The sequence below is a fragment of the Bradyrhizobium sp. SZCCHNS3016 genome (assembly GCF_032484535.1).
GTDB lineage: Bacteria > Pseudomonadota > Alphaproteobacteria > Rhizobiales > Xanthobacteraceae > Bradyrhizobium.
This window is the reverse complement of sequence record NZ_JAUETE010000005.1, coordinates 113402-128120: the sequence shown is the minus strand read 5'-3', so window position 1 is coordinate 128120 and position 14719 is coordinate 113402. Positions and strand designations below refer to the sequence as shown.

Sequence of the window (14719 nt, the reverse complement as noted above, 5' to 3'; positions counted from 1 at the left end):
AAATGCGGCCGGATGAGCAGTTCGAAGGCGCAGTCAGCGCAGGTGTGACAAAGGGGCGCAGCACATGTCGATTTTCGATGATCCGTTCGATGCCGAGGCCAGCGTGAATGCCGGTTGTATCTGCGGCCAGCATCGCAGTCCGGCCGAACACGAGCACGCCGTGCGGACGCTGCGCTGTGAGCCCGTGGCGGACTCCACCGAGAAGCGTTACGAGAACGTGGTCGCGTCAGCCGTGCTGCGTGCGGTGTTTCCGGAAGCAGCCACCCGTCGCGCGTTCCTGAAGTCGGTGGGCGCCGCCACCGCGCTCGCCGCGGTCTCACAATTCTTTCCGCTGAAGACGGCGACCGAGGCCTTTGCCGAAGCGGGAGCGCCCGAGAAGAAGGATCTCAAGGTCGGCTTCATCCCGATCACCTGCGCGACGCCGATCATCATGGCCGCGCCGCTCGGCTTTTATTCCAAGGCCGGCCTGAACGTCGAGGTCGTGAAGACGGCCGGCTGGGCCGTCATCCGCGACAAGACCATCAACAAGGAATACGACGCCTCGCACATGCTGGCACCGATGCCGATCGCGATCTCACTCGGACTCGGCGCGCAGCCGATCCCGTTTACCGTGCCCGCGATCGAGAACATCAACGGGCAGGGCATCGTGCTTGCGATGAAGCACAAGGACAAACGCGACCCGAAGGACTGGAAGGGCATGAAGTTCGCCATTCCGTTCGACTATTCGATGCACAATTATCTCTTGCGCTATTATCTCGCCGAGCACGGCCTCGATCCCGACACCGACGTGCAACTGCGCTCGGTGCCGCCGCCGGAGATGGTCGCGAACCTGCGCGCCGACAACATCGACGGCTTCCTCGCGCCGGACAACATCTGCCAGCGTGCGATCTTTGACGGCGTCGGCTTCCTGCATATTCTCTCGAAGGAGATCTGGGACGGTCACCCCTGCTGCAGCTTCGCGGCGAGCCGCGAGTTCATCACGGCCGCGCCGAACAGCTTCGCCGCGCTGACCCGCGCCATCGTCGATGCCACCGCCTATGCGTCGAAGGCCGAGAACCGCAAGCAGATCGCCGAGGCGATCGCGCCGGCCAACTACATCAATGCGCCGGTGACGGTGCTGGAGCAGGTGCTGACCGGCACCTATGCCGACGGCCTCGGCGGGGTGAAGACCGATCCGAAGCGCGTCGATTTCGATCCGTTCCCGTGGCAGTCCTTTGCGGTGTGGATGCTGACCCAGATGAAGCGCTGGGGCCAGATCAAGGGCGATGTCGACTACAAGGCGGTCGCCGAGCAGATCTATCTCGCCACCGACACCCGTAAGGTCATGACCGACATGGGCCTGACGCCGCCAAAGGACTCCTACAAATCGTTCTCGGTGATGGGCAAGCCGTTCGACCCGACCAAGCCGGACGACTACGTCGCCAGCTTCAAGATCAAGAAGGCGTCGTGATGGGGGCGACGAGGGCGACGCTGCCGACCACACCCATGGTGATGAACACGCCGCCAACCACACTACCGGTGTCGTCCCCGCGAACGCGGGGACCCATACGCCGTGACCTGTCTTGGGGCAGGGGCGGTAGCGACAATCGTTTCCACCAACTGCCGACGGTGGTTATGGGGCCCTGCGTTCGCAGGGACGACAGCGTGGGTGGAGCGACGTCATGACCGCCTCACTCCGCCTGCGCGCCGCCGTCGTCTCGATCGTCTTGTTGGCCGTCTTCCTCGGCGCCTGGCATATCGCCACCCGCAGCACGGGCACGGCCGCCAACATGAGCCCCGAATACGCCAAGCTGATGGGCATGACGGCCACCCAGGGCAAGTCGGCGATGCCCGGACCGCTCGATGTCGGCGCCAAGCTGTGGGAGCATCTGCGGCGGCCGTTCTACGACAATGGTCCGAACGACAAGGGGCTCGGCATCCAGCTCGCCTTCTCGCTCGGGCGGGTCATGCTCGGCTACCTGATCGCGGTCGCGGTCGCGATCCCGCTCGGCTTCCTGATCGGCATGTCGCCCTTGATGAGCAAGGCGCTCGATCCGTTCATCCAGATTCTCAAGCCGATCTCGCCGCTCGCCTGGATGCCGCTGGCGCTCTACACCATCAAGGATTCCAGCCTGTCGGCGATCTTCGTGATCTTCATCTGTTCCGTCTGGCCGATGCTGATCAACACCGCCTTCGGCGTCGCCAGCGTGCGCAAGGAATGGATCAACGTCGCCCGCACGCTCGAGGTCGGGAATTTCCGCCGCGCCTTCACGGTCATCCTGCCGGCTGCGGCGCCGACGATCCTCACCGGCATGCGGATCTCGATCGGCATCGCCTGGCTCGTCATCGTCGCCGCCGAGATGCTCGTCGGGGGCACCGGCATCGGCTACTTCGTCTGGAACGAGTGGAACAACCTCTCGATCACCAACGTGATCATCGCGATCCTGCTGATCGGCCTTGTCGGCATGGTGCTGGATCAGATGCTGGCCCGCGTCTCGCGACTCGTGACGTTTCCGGAGTAGGGCATGATCAGGCGAACTGCTGCAAGGTGCGCAACTCCGTTCCCCTCCCCCTTGCGGGGAGGGGTTAGGGGTGGGGGTGCCCCACGCGCGAGTCTTCGTGGGGGGCCCCCCTCCCAGACCCTCCCCCACAAGGGGGGAGGGAACGGAAAGACCTTCCTATGACCGACAAGTTCATCTCCATCGAAGGGATCGCCAAGCGCTATGATGGGGCGCGCTCGACGACGATCTTCGAGAACCTGTGGCTCACGATGGCGCGCGGCGAGTTCGTCTGCGTGATCGGCCATTCCGGCTGCGGCAAGACCACGGTGCTGAATGTTCTTGCCGGCCTCGACGTGCCGAGCGAGGGCGCCGTCATCGTCGACGGCCAGGCGATCGAGGGGCCGAGCCTCGACCGCGCCGTCATCTTCCAGAGCCACGCGTTGCTGCCATGGCGGACGGTGCTCGGCAACGTCGCCTATGCGGTCTCGTCGAAGTGGCGCAAATGGGACCGCGCCAAGGTCAAGGCGCATGCGCTGAAATATATCGAGCTCGTCGGCCTCGCCGGCTCGGAGCACAAGCGGCCGTCGGAGCTGTCCGGCGGCATGAAGCAGCGCGTCGGCATTGCCCGCGCGCTGTCGATTACGCCGAAGATCATGCTGATGGACGAGCCGTTCTCAGCGCTCGATGCGCTGACGCGCGGCACGCTGCAGGACGAGGTCCGTCGCATCTGCGTCGAGACCGGCCAGACCGTGTTCATGATCACCCACGATGTCGATGAGGCGATCTATCTCGCCGACAAGATCGTGCTGATGACCAACGGGCCGGGCGCGGTGCTGGCGGAGATCGTCGAGAACCCGCTGCCGAAGGACCGGCTGCGCGGCGACCTGCACCGCCATCCGCTGTACTACGCGCTGCGCAACCACATCATCGACTTCCTGGTCAGCCGCAGCAAGACCTTCACCGCCGAGACGCCCGATTACGACCCGCGCAAGGTGCCGGTGGTGAAGATCGGGCGCAGCGAGCCGACGATCGTCGCGTCCAACCCGGTCGAGAACGACGCGCCGCAGGCGATCGCCCGCTGACGCCCAGCCGGAAGAAACCCATCAACGAAGACTCTCAAGGGAGACCAAGCATGAAGCGATCCGACCTCACCGAGAAGCTGCTCGATATCAAGCGCGAGAAGGGCTGGAGCTGGAAGTACATCTGCGAGACGATCGGCGGCTATTCCGAGGTGCTGATCGTCGGCGCCATCCTCGGCCAGATGAAGCTGACCAAGCCGCAGGCCGCCAATGCGGGCGAGCTGTTCGGCCTGTCGAAGCCCGAGATCGCGATGCTGAACGAGACGCCGATGCGCGGCGAGGGCGTGCAGATGCCGCCGACCGATCCGCTCATCTATCGCTTCTACGAGCTCGTGATGATCAACGGCCCGGCCTGGAAGGAGCTGATCCAGGAGGAATTCGGCGACGGCATCATGTCGGCGATCGATTTCGACATGGTGATGGAGCGCCTGCCCAATGCCAAGGGCGACCGCGTCAAGATCACGATGTCGGGCAAGTTCCTGCCGTACAAATATTACGGCGCCAGCGGCAACGTGCCAGAATATGGATTTAAAGAGGAATAGCGAGTAGCGAATTGCGAGTAGCGAATAGGGGCAGGAGATCCCTATTCGCCACTCCCTATTCGCTATTCGCCTCTTACTGTCCCGCCTTGACCTGGGCGACGGCGGTCGACAGCAGCTCGCTCATCTTCGCGCGCACGTCCGCCTCGGTGACGGCCGCGCCCTTGGCGGTGAGGTCGCCCAGCACCTTGCGCAGCACGTCGGCATCGCCCGCTTCCTCGAAATCGGCCGCGACGACCTCCTTGGCGTAGGCGTCGGCGTCAGCGCCGGACTTGCCGAGCTTTTCGGCTGCCCACAGGCCGAGCAGCTTGTTGCGGCGGGCTTCTGCCTTGAACTTCAATTCCTCGTCATGGGCGAATTGCTTCTCGAAGGCGTCCTCGCGCTTGTCGAACGTGGTCATGGTCGGAACTTCCAGTGTTGCCGAAGAGGGTTAACCGCGCAGGCGGTTGCGGGGCGGTGGCCGCACGCCTAAATAATTGGAACATCTTGCCAATACAACGGGTACGAGGCCGCAGGGAAGGGCGGTAAAACTCCGCTCCCGAGGCCCGGATCGATTGTGCTCGGGACACCAATGAGATAGGTTTCCCACAGGCCCGGTTCTTGTTCTGTTTCCGTCCGTCCGGGCCCTCGCGGCAGCTCCGTCGTGGTCCTGTCCAAAGTCATCCGGAGCCCACCATTTCATGGATTTCAACAAAACACGGTACATCCCAATGAGCCGTCGGCGTCGCATTTATGAAGGCAAGGCCAAGGTCCTGTATGAAGGCCCCGAGCCGGGCACCCTGATCCAGCACTTCAAGGACGACGCCACCGCCTTCAATGCCAAGAAGCACCAGGTGATCGAAGGCAAGGGCGTCCTCAACAACCGCATCTCGGAGTACCTGTTTCAGCACCTCAACGACATCGGGGTACCGACTCACTTCATCCGCCGGCTCAACATGCGCGAGCAGTTGATTCGCGAGGTCGAGATCGTGCCGCTCGAGGTCGTCGTTCGAAATGTGGCGGCGGGCTCGCTGTCGCAGCGCCTCGGCATCGAGGAAGGCACCCAGCTGCCGCGTTCGATCATCGAATTCTATTACAAGAACGATCAGCTCAACGACCCCATGGTGTCGGAGGAGCACATCACCGCGTTCGGCTGGGCGACCCCCCAGGAGATCGATGACATCATGGCGCTCGCCATCCGCGTCAACGACTTCCTGACCGGGCTCTTCCTCGGCATCGGCATCCGCCTCGTCGACTTCAAGATGGAGTGCGGCCGGCTGTTCGAGAACGAGATGATGCGGATCATCGTCGCCGACGAGATTTCCCCCGATTCCTGCCGGCTGTGGGACATCAAGTCGAACGAGAAGCTCGACAAGGACCGCTTCCGCCGCGATCTTGGCGGCCTTCTGGAGGCCTATACCGAGGTCGCCAAGCGGCTCGGCATCCTGATGGAGAACGAGCGTCCGGTGGGCTCCGGTCCGGTTCTCGTCAAGAGCTAAAAGGGAACAAGACGTGAAAGCGCGTGTCACGGTGACGCTGAAATCCGGCATCCTCGATCCGCAGGGCAAGGCGATCGAGGGCGCCCTCAAATCGCTCGGCGTCGACGGCGTCGCGAGCGTGCGCCAGGGCAAGGTGTTCGACATCGAGCTCGAAGGCGCCGACAAGGCCAAGGCGGAGGCCGCCCTGAAGGCGGCCGCCGACAAGCTGCTCGCCAACACGGTGATCGAGAATTACCGGGTGGAGCTGCTGGGATAGGGCAATGGTCGTGACCGAGCGCGAGATCTACGAGCGACTGCTGGAGATCTCGCGTGATCTGGTCCTTGTCGAACATTCGGTCGATGAGCTCCTTGCCGGCGTGCGAGCGTTGAATTTGGAGCTCTCGTCAGACTCAAACACTCTCGCGTGGCCGCGAGGGAGCGATCCTCGAGCAAGCACGTAAGATCATGAAATCCGCCGTTCTCGTCTTCCCCGGCATCAACCGCGAGCGCGACATGGCGCGCGCGCTGCGCATGATCTCCGGCCATGAGCCGGCGATGGTGTGGCACGCCGAAACGGCGCTGCCGAAGGGCACCGATCTCGTCGTCGTCCCCGGCGGCTTCTCCTATGGCGACTATCTGCGCTGTGGCGCGATCGCGGCCAGGGCACCCGTGATGGATGCGGTGCGCGACCACGCCGCCAAAGGCGGTCTCGTCCTCGGCGTCTGCAACGGCTTCCAGATCCTGTGCGAATCCGGCCTGCTGCCGGGCGTGCTGATGCGCAACGACAAGCTGAAGTTCATCTGCAAGGACGTGCATCTGCGGGTCGAGCGCTCCGACTCGCCGTTCACGCGCGGCTACAATGCCGGCCAGGTGATCCGCGTGCCGGTCGCCCATGGCGAGGGCAACTATGCAGCCGACGAGGAGACCCTGAAGCGCCTCAATGGCGATGGCCGCGTGCTCTATCGCTACTGCTCGGCCGATGGCGAGGTCGGCGACATCAGCAACATCAACGGTGCTGCGCATTCCATCGCCGGCATCGTCAACGAGAACGGGAATGTGCTCGGCATGATGCCGCATCCCGAGAATCACGTCGAGGACATCATGGGCTGCACCGACGGTCGCGGCCTGTTTGCCGGCCTCGTCGCCCATCTCGATCGCGCGGCCTGAAGGCCGTTCATCGAAATCGTTCCGTAGCTTTTTTCTCGCGCCGCCCGGCAACACCGGGCGGCTGTTTGCGTTGTCCGCCCGATTCCATGGGGCATGAACCAAGGAGGTTCTTATATGACGACGAAACATTGGCTGGGAACTGCCGCCATCATTCTCGCGATCGGCGCGGGTGCGAATGCCGCGTCAGCGCAATCGGAAATGAAGCACGAGGGTGGCCCGGCCGCGGCCTCGCCGCGCGAGGCGGCCCGTCCGGGCGCGGAGTCGAAGGGCGGCGGCGCTGCCGCGGCGGAACGCGCCGGGTCCGATGCGAAGCAGAGCGCGCAGGATCTGCGGCGCAGCGAGCCCTCGTCCTCGAGCGGGCGCGAGCAGGCGCAGGAGCGAGCCTCGGAGCGCTCGGCGCATGAGACCAAGCAGGGCGCTGACAGCAAGGCGGAGCGCGGGCCGGCCTCGGCGCAGCGCGACCACGATGCCAAGGACAGCGCCGAGACCAAGTCCCAGGCTGACAGCAAGCAGTCTGACAGCAAGGGCAAGGCCGAGTCGAAGCAACAGCAGGGACGCGCCGACGAACCGCGCAACGGCGAGGATCGCGCGGCCGAGAGCAAGTCGGGTGCAACCGACCGCGAGGCCGATCGCAGCGGCAGCGACAAGAGCCGGCAGAGCCAGGACGAGCGCAAGGCCGGCACGTCGGACCAGGCGGCCGACAAGCAGACCGACCGCAGCAGGCAGGCCAATCAGCCGGGCGCAACGGACAGCAAGAGCACGACCGCGCAGCAGAACCAGCAGACCGGTCCGGCCGGCGCCACCGCGGGCAAGCCGGATGCGACCGGGCAGGCCAGCAACCAGAGCCAGACCAACAGCACCCGCTCCAGTACGCAGGTTTCGGTCAACGAGCAGCAGAAGACCCGCGTGGTCGACCAGCTCAAGCGTGATCACGACTTCGACCGTGCCCGCACCGATATCGACATCCGCATCAATGTCGGCGAGCGCCTGCCGGAGCGCGTGCGGCCGCGTCCGCTGCCGTCGGAGATCGTCACCATCGTTCCGCAATATCGCGGCTACGAGTACACGGTCGTGCATGACGAGATCGCCATCATCGATCCGCGCAGCCGCGAGATCGTCGACGTGATCCCGCAAAACGGCGTGCGCGCCGAACGCGGCTATGATCGCGGCGGCTATGGCGTGAGCTCGACCCGCATCGTGCTGTCGGACGATCAGCGCCAGATCCTGCGCCGCGCCACGACCGAGACCGGCACGGTGGGTTCGACGACGTCGTCGTCATCCTCGTCCGGGTCGAGCTGCCTGAGCCTGCGCCGCGTCCCTGATGAACTCGCCCGCAGCAATCCGGAGCTCGCCAACTTCCAGTATCTGGCGATCGGCGATCAGGTCATTCTGATCGATCCGCGCGACCAGAAGGTGGTGCAGGTGATCGATCAGCAGCAATAAACTCTGCGATCGTTCGGGGGTCGAGGGCGGGAGCGCGATGCGCTTCCGCCCTTTTTGCGTGGCGCCGGCGGCCGTCCGGAGATTGAACATGATCGCGATCCGCCGGTTGAACCGGCCGTTGCCCGGATGCGTCAAACCGGCAGCGTCACTTCGGCCTGCGCTGCCGTGGGATTGTCGCCCGCGGCAGGCCACGCTATCAACGTCGGCGTGTAAAGTTCCGGCGCAAGTTGGGGGTCTGCCGTGCCAATCGCACTCGTCGTTCTGCTGCTCGACATCTCGCTGATCTATCACGCCTCGCGCACGGGACGCCTGCAGCCATGGGCCTTCATCATCCTGATGGTGCCGATGATCGGCGCGCTCGCCTACATCGTCGTCGAGCTGGTGCCCGAATGGCTCGGCAGCCACGACGTCCAGAAGGCGCGCAAGCGCGTCGCCAACAAGCTCGACCCGGAGAAGTACTACCGCGAGTTGTCCGATCGTGTCGCGATCACGGACACGATCGCCAACCGCGCGGCGCTGGCCGAGGAATGCGTCGCCGTCGGTCGCTATGACGAGGCCGAGCAGCATTACGATCATATCCTGAGCCTGCCGATGGGCCACGAGCCGCTGTTCGCGCTCGGCAAGGCCAAGGCGCAGTTCGCGCGCCGCCGCCCCACGGATGCGCTGGCGACGCTCGACGAGCTGCAGAAGGCCTGGCCGGACTACAATTCGGCCGAGGCGCATCTGCTCTATGCGCGGGCTTTGCAGGAAGCCGGCCGCACCGACGAGGCAATCGAGGAGTACCAGGCGCTGCTGGACTATGCGCCGGGCAGCGAGGCGAAGGTCCGCTACGGCACGCTGCTCAAGCTGGTCGGCCGGATCGATGAGGCCAAGGTCGTGTTCACCGAGCTGCTGATCCAGATGAAGCGCGCGCCACGACATGTGCGCAAGGCGCAGGCCGAGTGGATCGCCCTCGCCGAGAAGCAGCTCGCGGGGTGACGCCGGAAGCCCGGGTGAGCACAGCGATATCCGGGTTCACGGACAGCGCGCGTGAGACCCCGGATATCGTTGCGCTCATCCGGGCTACGACATCATCCGCTACGGCGAGTTCGCCGCCTCCGGCGTCCGCCGCTTGACCCGCTTGATGGTCCCAGAGAACGAGAACAGCGGCCTCGGGCCGGAATGCAGCATGCCGCGCAGGAAGATCAGCGAGGCGCCGGCGCGGGTGACCTCGCCGGTGGCCTCGATCAACTCACCCTCGCGCGCCGCGTCGAGGAATTCGCTCGAGAACGAGACCGTGACACCCGGGCCCTGCATGATCGGCGCGGCGAAGGCGAACAGGCAGTAGTCGGCGAAGGTCATCAGGCAGCCGCCATGGACGTTGCCGCCGCCGTTGAGGTGCTTCTTCTCGACCCGGAAGGCGCAGCGGATCGAGCCATCGTCCTCCATCCGGTGCCAGAATGGCCCGGTGTGGGATTCGTAGCTGTCGCGCATCCAGGTCCGCCAACCGGCGAATTCGCCGTCGGTCGCGATGTGGATGCCAGGACGGTTCTCGAAGGCGGAACGGGACAGGTCGTGCACGTGTCAGGGCCTTTAACTGTTGATTTACCGTCTTAAATCCGATTGGTCGCCAATCTGCAAATATCCCTTCTGGCGGTCCGGGCCAAAGCTCTGGACAGGGCGGAATAGGGCCGTAAAAGGCCTTTTCCCGCCCTGGCGATCTTTCTATGAAGCAGGCTTCAAGGGACCAGCGGCCCACGGGCAAAGGCATTTCTCCATGCGCAATGAACCGCAGATCACCCCCGAGCTCGTCGCCGCCCACGGGCTGAAGCCCGATGAATATGAGCGCATCCTGAAGCTGATCGGGCGGGTGCCGACCTTTACCGAGCTCGGCATCTTCTCGGCGATGTGGAACGAGCATTGCTCATACAAGTCGTCCCGCATCCATCTGCGGGGACTGCCGACCAAGGCGCCCTGGGTGATACAGGGCCCCGGCGAGAACGCCGGCGTGATCGACATCGGCGACGGCCAGGCGGTCGTGTTCAAGATGGAGAGCCACAACCACCCGAGCTACATCGAGCCGTACCAGGGTGCGACCACCGGCGTCGGCGGCATCCTGCGCGACGTGTTCACCATGGGCGCACGCCCGATCGCCTGCCTGAACGCGCTGTCGTTCGGCGCGCCGGAGCATCCCAAGACCCGCCACCTGGTGTCCGGCGTCGTCGCCGGCATCGGCGGCTATGGCAATTCCTTCGGCGTTCCGACGGTCGGCGGTCAGACCCGCTTCCACACCCGCTATGACGGCAACATCCTGGTCAACGCCATGGCGGTCGGCCTCGCCGACGCCGACAAGATCTTCTATGCGGCGGCCTCCGGCGTGAACATGCCGATCGTCTATCTCGGCTCCAAGACCGGCCGCGACGGCATTCATGGCGCCTCGATGGCCTCGGCCGAGTTCGACGATTCCTCGGAGGAGAAGCGCCCGACGGTGCAGGTCGGCGATCCCTTCGCCGAGAAGCTGCTGCTGGAGGCGTGCCTGGAGATCATGGCCGCGGACTGCGTGATCGCGATCCAGGACATGGGTGCGGCCGGCCTGACCTGCTCGGCGGTCGAGATGGGCGCCAAGGGCGACCTCGGCGTCGATCTCGATCTCGATGCCGTGCCGACCCGTGAGATCGGCATGAGCGCCTACGAGATGATGCTCTCCGAGAGCCAGGAGCGCATGCTCATGGTGCTGAAGCCGGAGAAGGAGAAGGAGGCCGAGGCGATCTTCCGCAAATGGGGGCTCGATTTCGCGGTGGTCGGCTACACCACGCCGAGCAAGCGGTTCGTGGTGAAGCATGGCGGCGACGTCATGGCCGACCTGCCGATCAAGGAGCTCGGTGACGAGGCGCCGCTGTACGACCGTCCGCATGTGGCCTCATCGGCGCTGCCGGTGATCCACGCCCGCGAGGTCAAGTCGCCGATGGACATCATCCCGGCGTTGGAGAAGCTCGTCGCAACGCCCGATCTGTGCTCCAAGCGCTGGATCTGGGAGCAGTACGACCATGTGATCCTCGGCAACACCGTGCAGCGCCCCGGCGGCGATGCTGCCGTGGTGCGCGTGCAGGATGGCCCGAAGGGGCTCGCGCTCACCGTCGACGTCACGCCGCGCTATTGCGAGGCCGACCCGTTCGAGGGTGGCAAGCAGGCCGTCGCGGAGGCCTGGCGCAACATCACCGCGGTCGGCGGCCGGCCGCTCGCCATCACCGACAATCTCAATTTCGGCAACCCGGAGCGGCCCGAGATCATGGGGCAGTTCGTCGGCTGCCTGAAAGGCATTTCGGAAGCCTGCCGCGCGCTGGACTTCCCCGTCGTCTCCGGAAACGTCTCGCTCTACAACGAGACCAATGGCCGCGCGATCCTGCCGACGCCCTCGATCGGCGGCGTCGGCCTGCTCGATGATTTCACCAAATCGGCGAGCATCGCGTTCAAGGCCGAGGGCGAGGCGATCCTGTTGATCGGCGAGACCCATGGCTGGCTCGGCCAGTCGGTCTACCTTCGCGACGTCTGCGGCCGCGAGGAGGGCGCCCCGCCGCCGGTCGATCTCGCCGCCGAGAAGCGCATCGGCGATGTCGTCCGCGGCATGATCCATGCGGGCACAGCGACGGCCGCACACGATCTCTCCGACGGCGGCCTGCTGGTGGGGCTCGCCGAGATGGCGATGGCCTCCGGGATCGGCGCGCGGCTGCTGGCCGCGCCTGCGTCGATCGTGCCGCATGCGTATTGGTTCGGCGAGGACCAGGCGCGCTATCTCGTGACGGTGCCGGAGACCGAGGCTGGCCGCGTGCTCGCCAAGATGCGCGGCGCCGGCGTGTCGTGCACGCGCATCGGCACCACCGGCGGCACAGCGCTTGCCATCGCTGGCGAGGCGTCGGTCGAGGTCACTGCGCTCAAGACCCGCTTCGAGAGCTGGCTGCCCGGCTACATGGGCGGGGCCGCCTAACTCACCCCTGTCGTCCCGGACAAGCCACGACGGCGCAAGGCGCCGTCGTGGCGCCGATCCGGGACCCAGACTCCGCGGCCGCGGTTGTCACGCACGCTGGTCGTTGAGCTCTTTCAACAACGACGCCCTGTGGTTATGGGTCCCTGCTTTCGCAGGGACGACGGGGGAGTTTGCCGTGAGCGCCGCAGCCTTGCCCGGCGTCATTGCGAGCGAAGCAATCCAGGATTCCATCGGCGGATGCAGTCTGGATTGCTTCGTCGCTTCGCTGCTCGCAATGACGGAGGAGACAGGATCGTCCTTACAACACGTTCTTCGCGCCCGGAATCTGCCGCAGCACCCACGTTGCACCCCAGCTCAGGAGCACGGTGGCGACGAAGGCGATCGCCGCCTTGGCGATGGCCGGCAGGCCGAAGTCGAACAGCCAGTACTGGATCCACAGCACGATCGGATAGTGCACCAGGAACATGCCATAGGCATCGGCCTGCATGCGATCGAGCACGGAGAATTCCGAGCGGCGGTTGTTGAGGAAGTAGGACAGGATCGCGAACAGGATCGCGGCGCTGAAGATGGCGAACAAGAAGCCGTAGGCCGCCTCGTACCACTGCGGCAACACGGGCGGATTGCCCAGCACCTGGCGCTTGATCGTGATCAGCACCCAGAGCAGCGCATAGGGCACGAGCGTGACCACGATCCAGGCCCCGAGTCCGCGCTGCGACATCTGCCCTTCTGCGGCCAGCAGGCCGCGTTCGAAATTGGCCGAGCCGATACCAGCCCCCACGTAGAAATAGGCGGCGTAGAGCAAGACGCGGCTGGCCTGCACCGAGAGCGGTCCGGCCTCGAACCAGAAGGTCGGGCCGAAATAGAGCCGGGACGGGATGTAGAGCACGCCAGTGATCAGCAGGAAGACGAAGAAGAAGTCGCCCGGATTCTCGAAGGCGCGCTGCGACAGCCGGTTGATCGGATCCAGCAGGCGCGGCGAGACGCGGTACAGCAGGGCCGCCGAGGTGTCGAACGCCAGCAGCACCCAGATGAACCAGATCGGCCCGCTCGGCCATGGACCGACCGTGACCGTCTTCCACCAGAAGGCAGCGAAGCTGGCTTCGGGATTGGCGCGCAGCTCGATCGCGTAATAGGCAAACGGAATGACGGTCAGGGCCGCGATGGCGAAGGGCAGGCCAAGACGCAACAGCCGGTCGCGCAGGAATTGCAGCGTCGACTTGTGAGCAAGGCCCGACCACACGAACAGGCCCGACAGGAAGAAGAACATGGCCATGAAGAAGCTGTCGGTGGCCAGCACGATGGCATCGAAGCCGAGGAAGGACGTCGGATCGGTGTGCCCGAAATAGGTATAGGGAATCACGGCGTGGTGGAGCAGCACCACCAGCGTCAGGAATGTCCGGGCGTGATCGAGCGCGGCGTTGCGCGCCCGGGCGCGCGGGCGGGCCTGAAGCTCGACCTTTGCGGCCGCCGCCGATTGTGTAACCGATATGACCATATGCCCCCCAGCGTCGCTGCTGCCCGGCCCGTGCAGCGGATGTGACGTTCGCATCCCCGCGGGGCGTCACGCAAACGCCGTCCAAGGCTGCGCGAGCCGGAATGATTCAATGAGATCGTGTGACTGTCTGGCACCGTCATTCGCTGGAGACGCCCGCAAGCGAGCGAATGACGGCGCCGGACCACCAGATGTTGTCGTTGGTGCTGCAAATCAGCAAGTGCCGCGGTCCGCAAGCCGGTTTCTCACACCCTCTGCCGATTTCCGCTCCCGATATCCTTACGAACCGACGACCTACGAAGTTACGGGCGGGACTGCCGTGGGTTGCGCATTTCTTCGGCAACGGGATCGATGGCCGAAGGAACCGGTTCCCCGCGGCATCGTTAGTGAGGCGCCGCGCCGGCACGGCGCAGAACCGGAGGACCATACCGTGACACTTCTCAAATGGGCGTTGCTGTTCTTCGTGATCTCGGTGGTGGCCGGTATTCTCGGCTTCACCGGCATTTCGGCAGCTTCCGCCGACATTGCGCGGATCCTGTTCTACATCTTCCTGGTGATCTTCCTCGTGCTCCTGATTCTGGGGCTTACGATTTTCAGAGTGTAGCACGCCATCAGGTCAGTGACCGAAACGACCGCCGCGCCGGTATGGTCTCGCGCCGGCCGCGCGGCGGGCTGTCACCGCAGTTCAATCAACTGCGACCTCCTCGATCCGCACCTTGTCCGGATAGAACGCCAGGTGGCCCGAGATCTCGGTCATCGCCGGGAAGGGCGCCTCGTAGCTCCAGATCGCATTGTCCAATGTCTTGCCGTTGGCGACGACGCTGAAATAGCTCGCATCCCCCTTGTACGGACAATGGGTGACACGATCGGTCTTCTGCAGGGCCGCCATGTCGGCGTCGGCCCGCGCCACGTATTGAACCGCGGGGTAGCTCGCTTCCTTCAGCGTCAACGCGCGGGTGGTGTCGGCAATCACGGCGCCGTCGGCGATCACCCGCACACGTTTCGGATTGGGGGTGATGGTGATCGGGTGATCCGGTCCTGGAAGCTTCATGTCGCCCTCACGATTCAGCCTTTTGGGTGCGTCACCCGGTCCGACGT

Annotated in this window: 15 protein-coding genes; 11 read left to right on the top strand and 4 right to left on the bottom strand. The window is 64.9% G+C overall.

Going from position 1 to position 14719, the window contains the following annotated elements:
- Window positions 1-64: 64 nt before the first annotated feature.
- The 4 genes from QW881_RS12440 to cynS all read left to right on the top strand — a co-directional run bounded on the left by QW881_RS12440 (window position 65) and on the right by cynS (window position 4101).
- Entirely contained in the window at window positions 65-1450 is a 1386-nt protein-coding gene (locus tag QW881_RS12440) for a CmpA/NrtA family ABC transporter substrate-binding protein (protein WP_316158402.1), read from the top strand.
- Window positions 1451-1661: 211 nt separating this feature from the next.
- Complete coding sequence (gene ntrB, locus QW881_RS12435) at window positions 1662-2501, top strand: nitrate ABC transporter permease (RefSeq protein ID WP_316158403.1); 840 nt, start codon at window positions 1662-1664, stop codon at window positions 2499-2501.
- A 158-nt stretch (window positions 2502-2659) separates the two neighbouring features.
- Entirely contained in the window at window positions 2660-3562 is a 903-nt protein-coding gene (locus tag QW881_RS12430; RefSeq protein ID WP_315759035.1) for an ABC transporter ATP-binding protein, read from the top strand.
- Window positions 3563-3612: 50 nt separating this feature from the next.
- Window positions 3613-4101 carry a cyanase gene (gene cynS, locus QW881_RS12425; RefSeq protein ID WP_315759034.1) on the top strand — a complete coding sequence of 163 codons (489 nt, stop codon included), beginning with the start codon at window positions 3613-3615 and terminating at the stop codon, window positions 4099-4101.
- Between the two features lie 73 nt (window positions 4102-4174).
- On the opposite strand, the gene QW881_RS12420 is transcribed toward cynS, so the two are convergent.
- A complete protein-coding gene (locus QW881_RS12420; RefSeq protein ID WP_315776525.1) occupies window positions 4175-4498 on the bottom strand; it encodes a DUF1476 domain-containing protein in 324 nt (107 codons plus the stop codon).
- A 310-nt stretch (window positions 4499-4808) separates the two neighbouring features.
- Between QW881_RS12420 and purC the strand changes: the two genes are divergently transcribed.
- The 5 genes from purC to QW881_RS12395 all read left to right on the top strand — a co-directional run bounded on the left by purC (window position 4809) and on the right by QW881_RS12395 (window position 9143).
- Window positions 4809-5576, top strand: coding sequence for a phosphoribosylaminoimidazolesuccinocarboxamide synthase (gene purC, locus QW881_RS12415; RefSeq protein WP_208866972.1), 768 nt, complete (start codon window positions 4809-4811; stop codon window positions 5574-5576).
- A gap of 13 nt (window positions 5577-5589) precedes the next feature.
- A complete protein-coding gene (purS, locus tag QW881_RS12410; RefSeq protein WP_315759032.1) occupies window positions 5590-5832 on the top strand; it encodes a phosphoribosylformylglycinamidine synthase subunit PurS in 243 nt (80 codons plus the stop codon).
- 188 nt (window positions 5833-6020) lie between these two features.
- On the top strand, window positions 6021-6722 hold the full coding sequence (gene purQ, locus QW881_RS12405; RefSeq protein WP_315737352.1) for a phosphoribosylformylglycinamidine synthase subunit PurQ: 702 nt from the start codon (window positions 6021-6023) through the stop codon (window positions 6720-6722).
- 114 nt (window positions 6723-6836) lie between these two features.
- Window positions 6837-8165 (top strand): DUF1236 domain-containing protein, encoded by a 1329-nt coding sequence (locus QW881_RS12400; protein ID WP_316158404.1) that lies wholly within the window; start codon window positions 6837-6839, stop codon window positions 8163-8165.
- Between the two features lie 240 nt (window positions 8166-8405).
- The gene (locus QW881_RS12395; RefSeq protein ID WP_315759030.1) at window positions 8406-9143 is read left to right on the top strand and encodes a tetratricopeptide repeat protein; all 738 of its coding nucleotides are present in this window, start codon (window positions 8406-8408) and stop codon (window positions 9141-9143) included.
- A 99-nt stretch (window positions 9144-9242) separates the two neighbouring features.
- Here QW881_RS12395 and QW881_RS12390 read toward each other — a convergent pair whose 3' ends face one another.
- Window positions 9243-9725, bottom strand: coding sequence for a PaaI family thioesterase (locus QW881_RS12390; RefSeq protein ID WP_315759029.1), 483 nt, complete (start codon window positions 9723-9725; stop codon window positions 9243-9245).
- Between the two features lie 196 nt (window positions 9726-9921).
- Here QW881_RS12390 and purL point away from each other — a divergent pair, with 196 nt between their 5' ends.
- Entirely contained in the window at window positions 9922-12129 is a 2208-nt protein-coding gene (gene purL, locus QW881_RS12385; RefSeq protein WP_315759028.1) for a phosphoribosylformylglycinamidine synthase subunit PurL, read from the top strand.
- A gap of 298 nt (window positions 12130-12427) precedes the next feature.
- Here purL and QW881_RS12380 read toward each other — a convergent pair whose 3' ends face one another.
- Complete coding sequence (locus QW881_RS12380; RefSeq protein WP_315759027.1) at window positions 12428-13624, bottom strand: acyltransferase; 1197 nt, start codon at window positions 13622-13624, stop codon at window positions 12428-12430.
- Window positions 13625-14051: 427 nt separating this feature from the next.
- Between QW881_RS12380 and QW881_RS12375 the strand changes: the two genes are divergently transcribed.
- Window positions 14052-14225 (top strand): DUF1328 domain-containing protein, encoded by a 174-nt coding sequence (locus tag QW881_RS12375; RefSeq protein ID WP_009031962.1) that lies wholly within the window; start codon window positions 14052-14054, stop codon window positions 14223-14225.
- A gap of 81 nt (window positions 14226-14306) precedes the next feature.
- Here the strand turns inward: QW881_RS12375 and QW881_RS12370 are convergent, their stop codons facing one another.
- A complete protein-coding gene (locus QW881_RS12370) occupies window positions 14307-14672 on the bottom strand; it encodes a DUF427 domain-containing protein (RefSeq protein WP_315759026.1) in 366 nt (121 codons plus the stop codon).
- Between the last annotated feature and the right edge of the window lie 47 nt (window positions 14673-14719).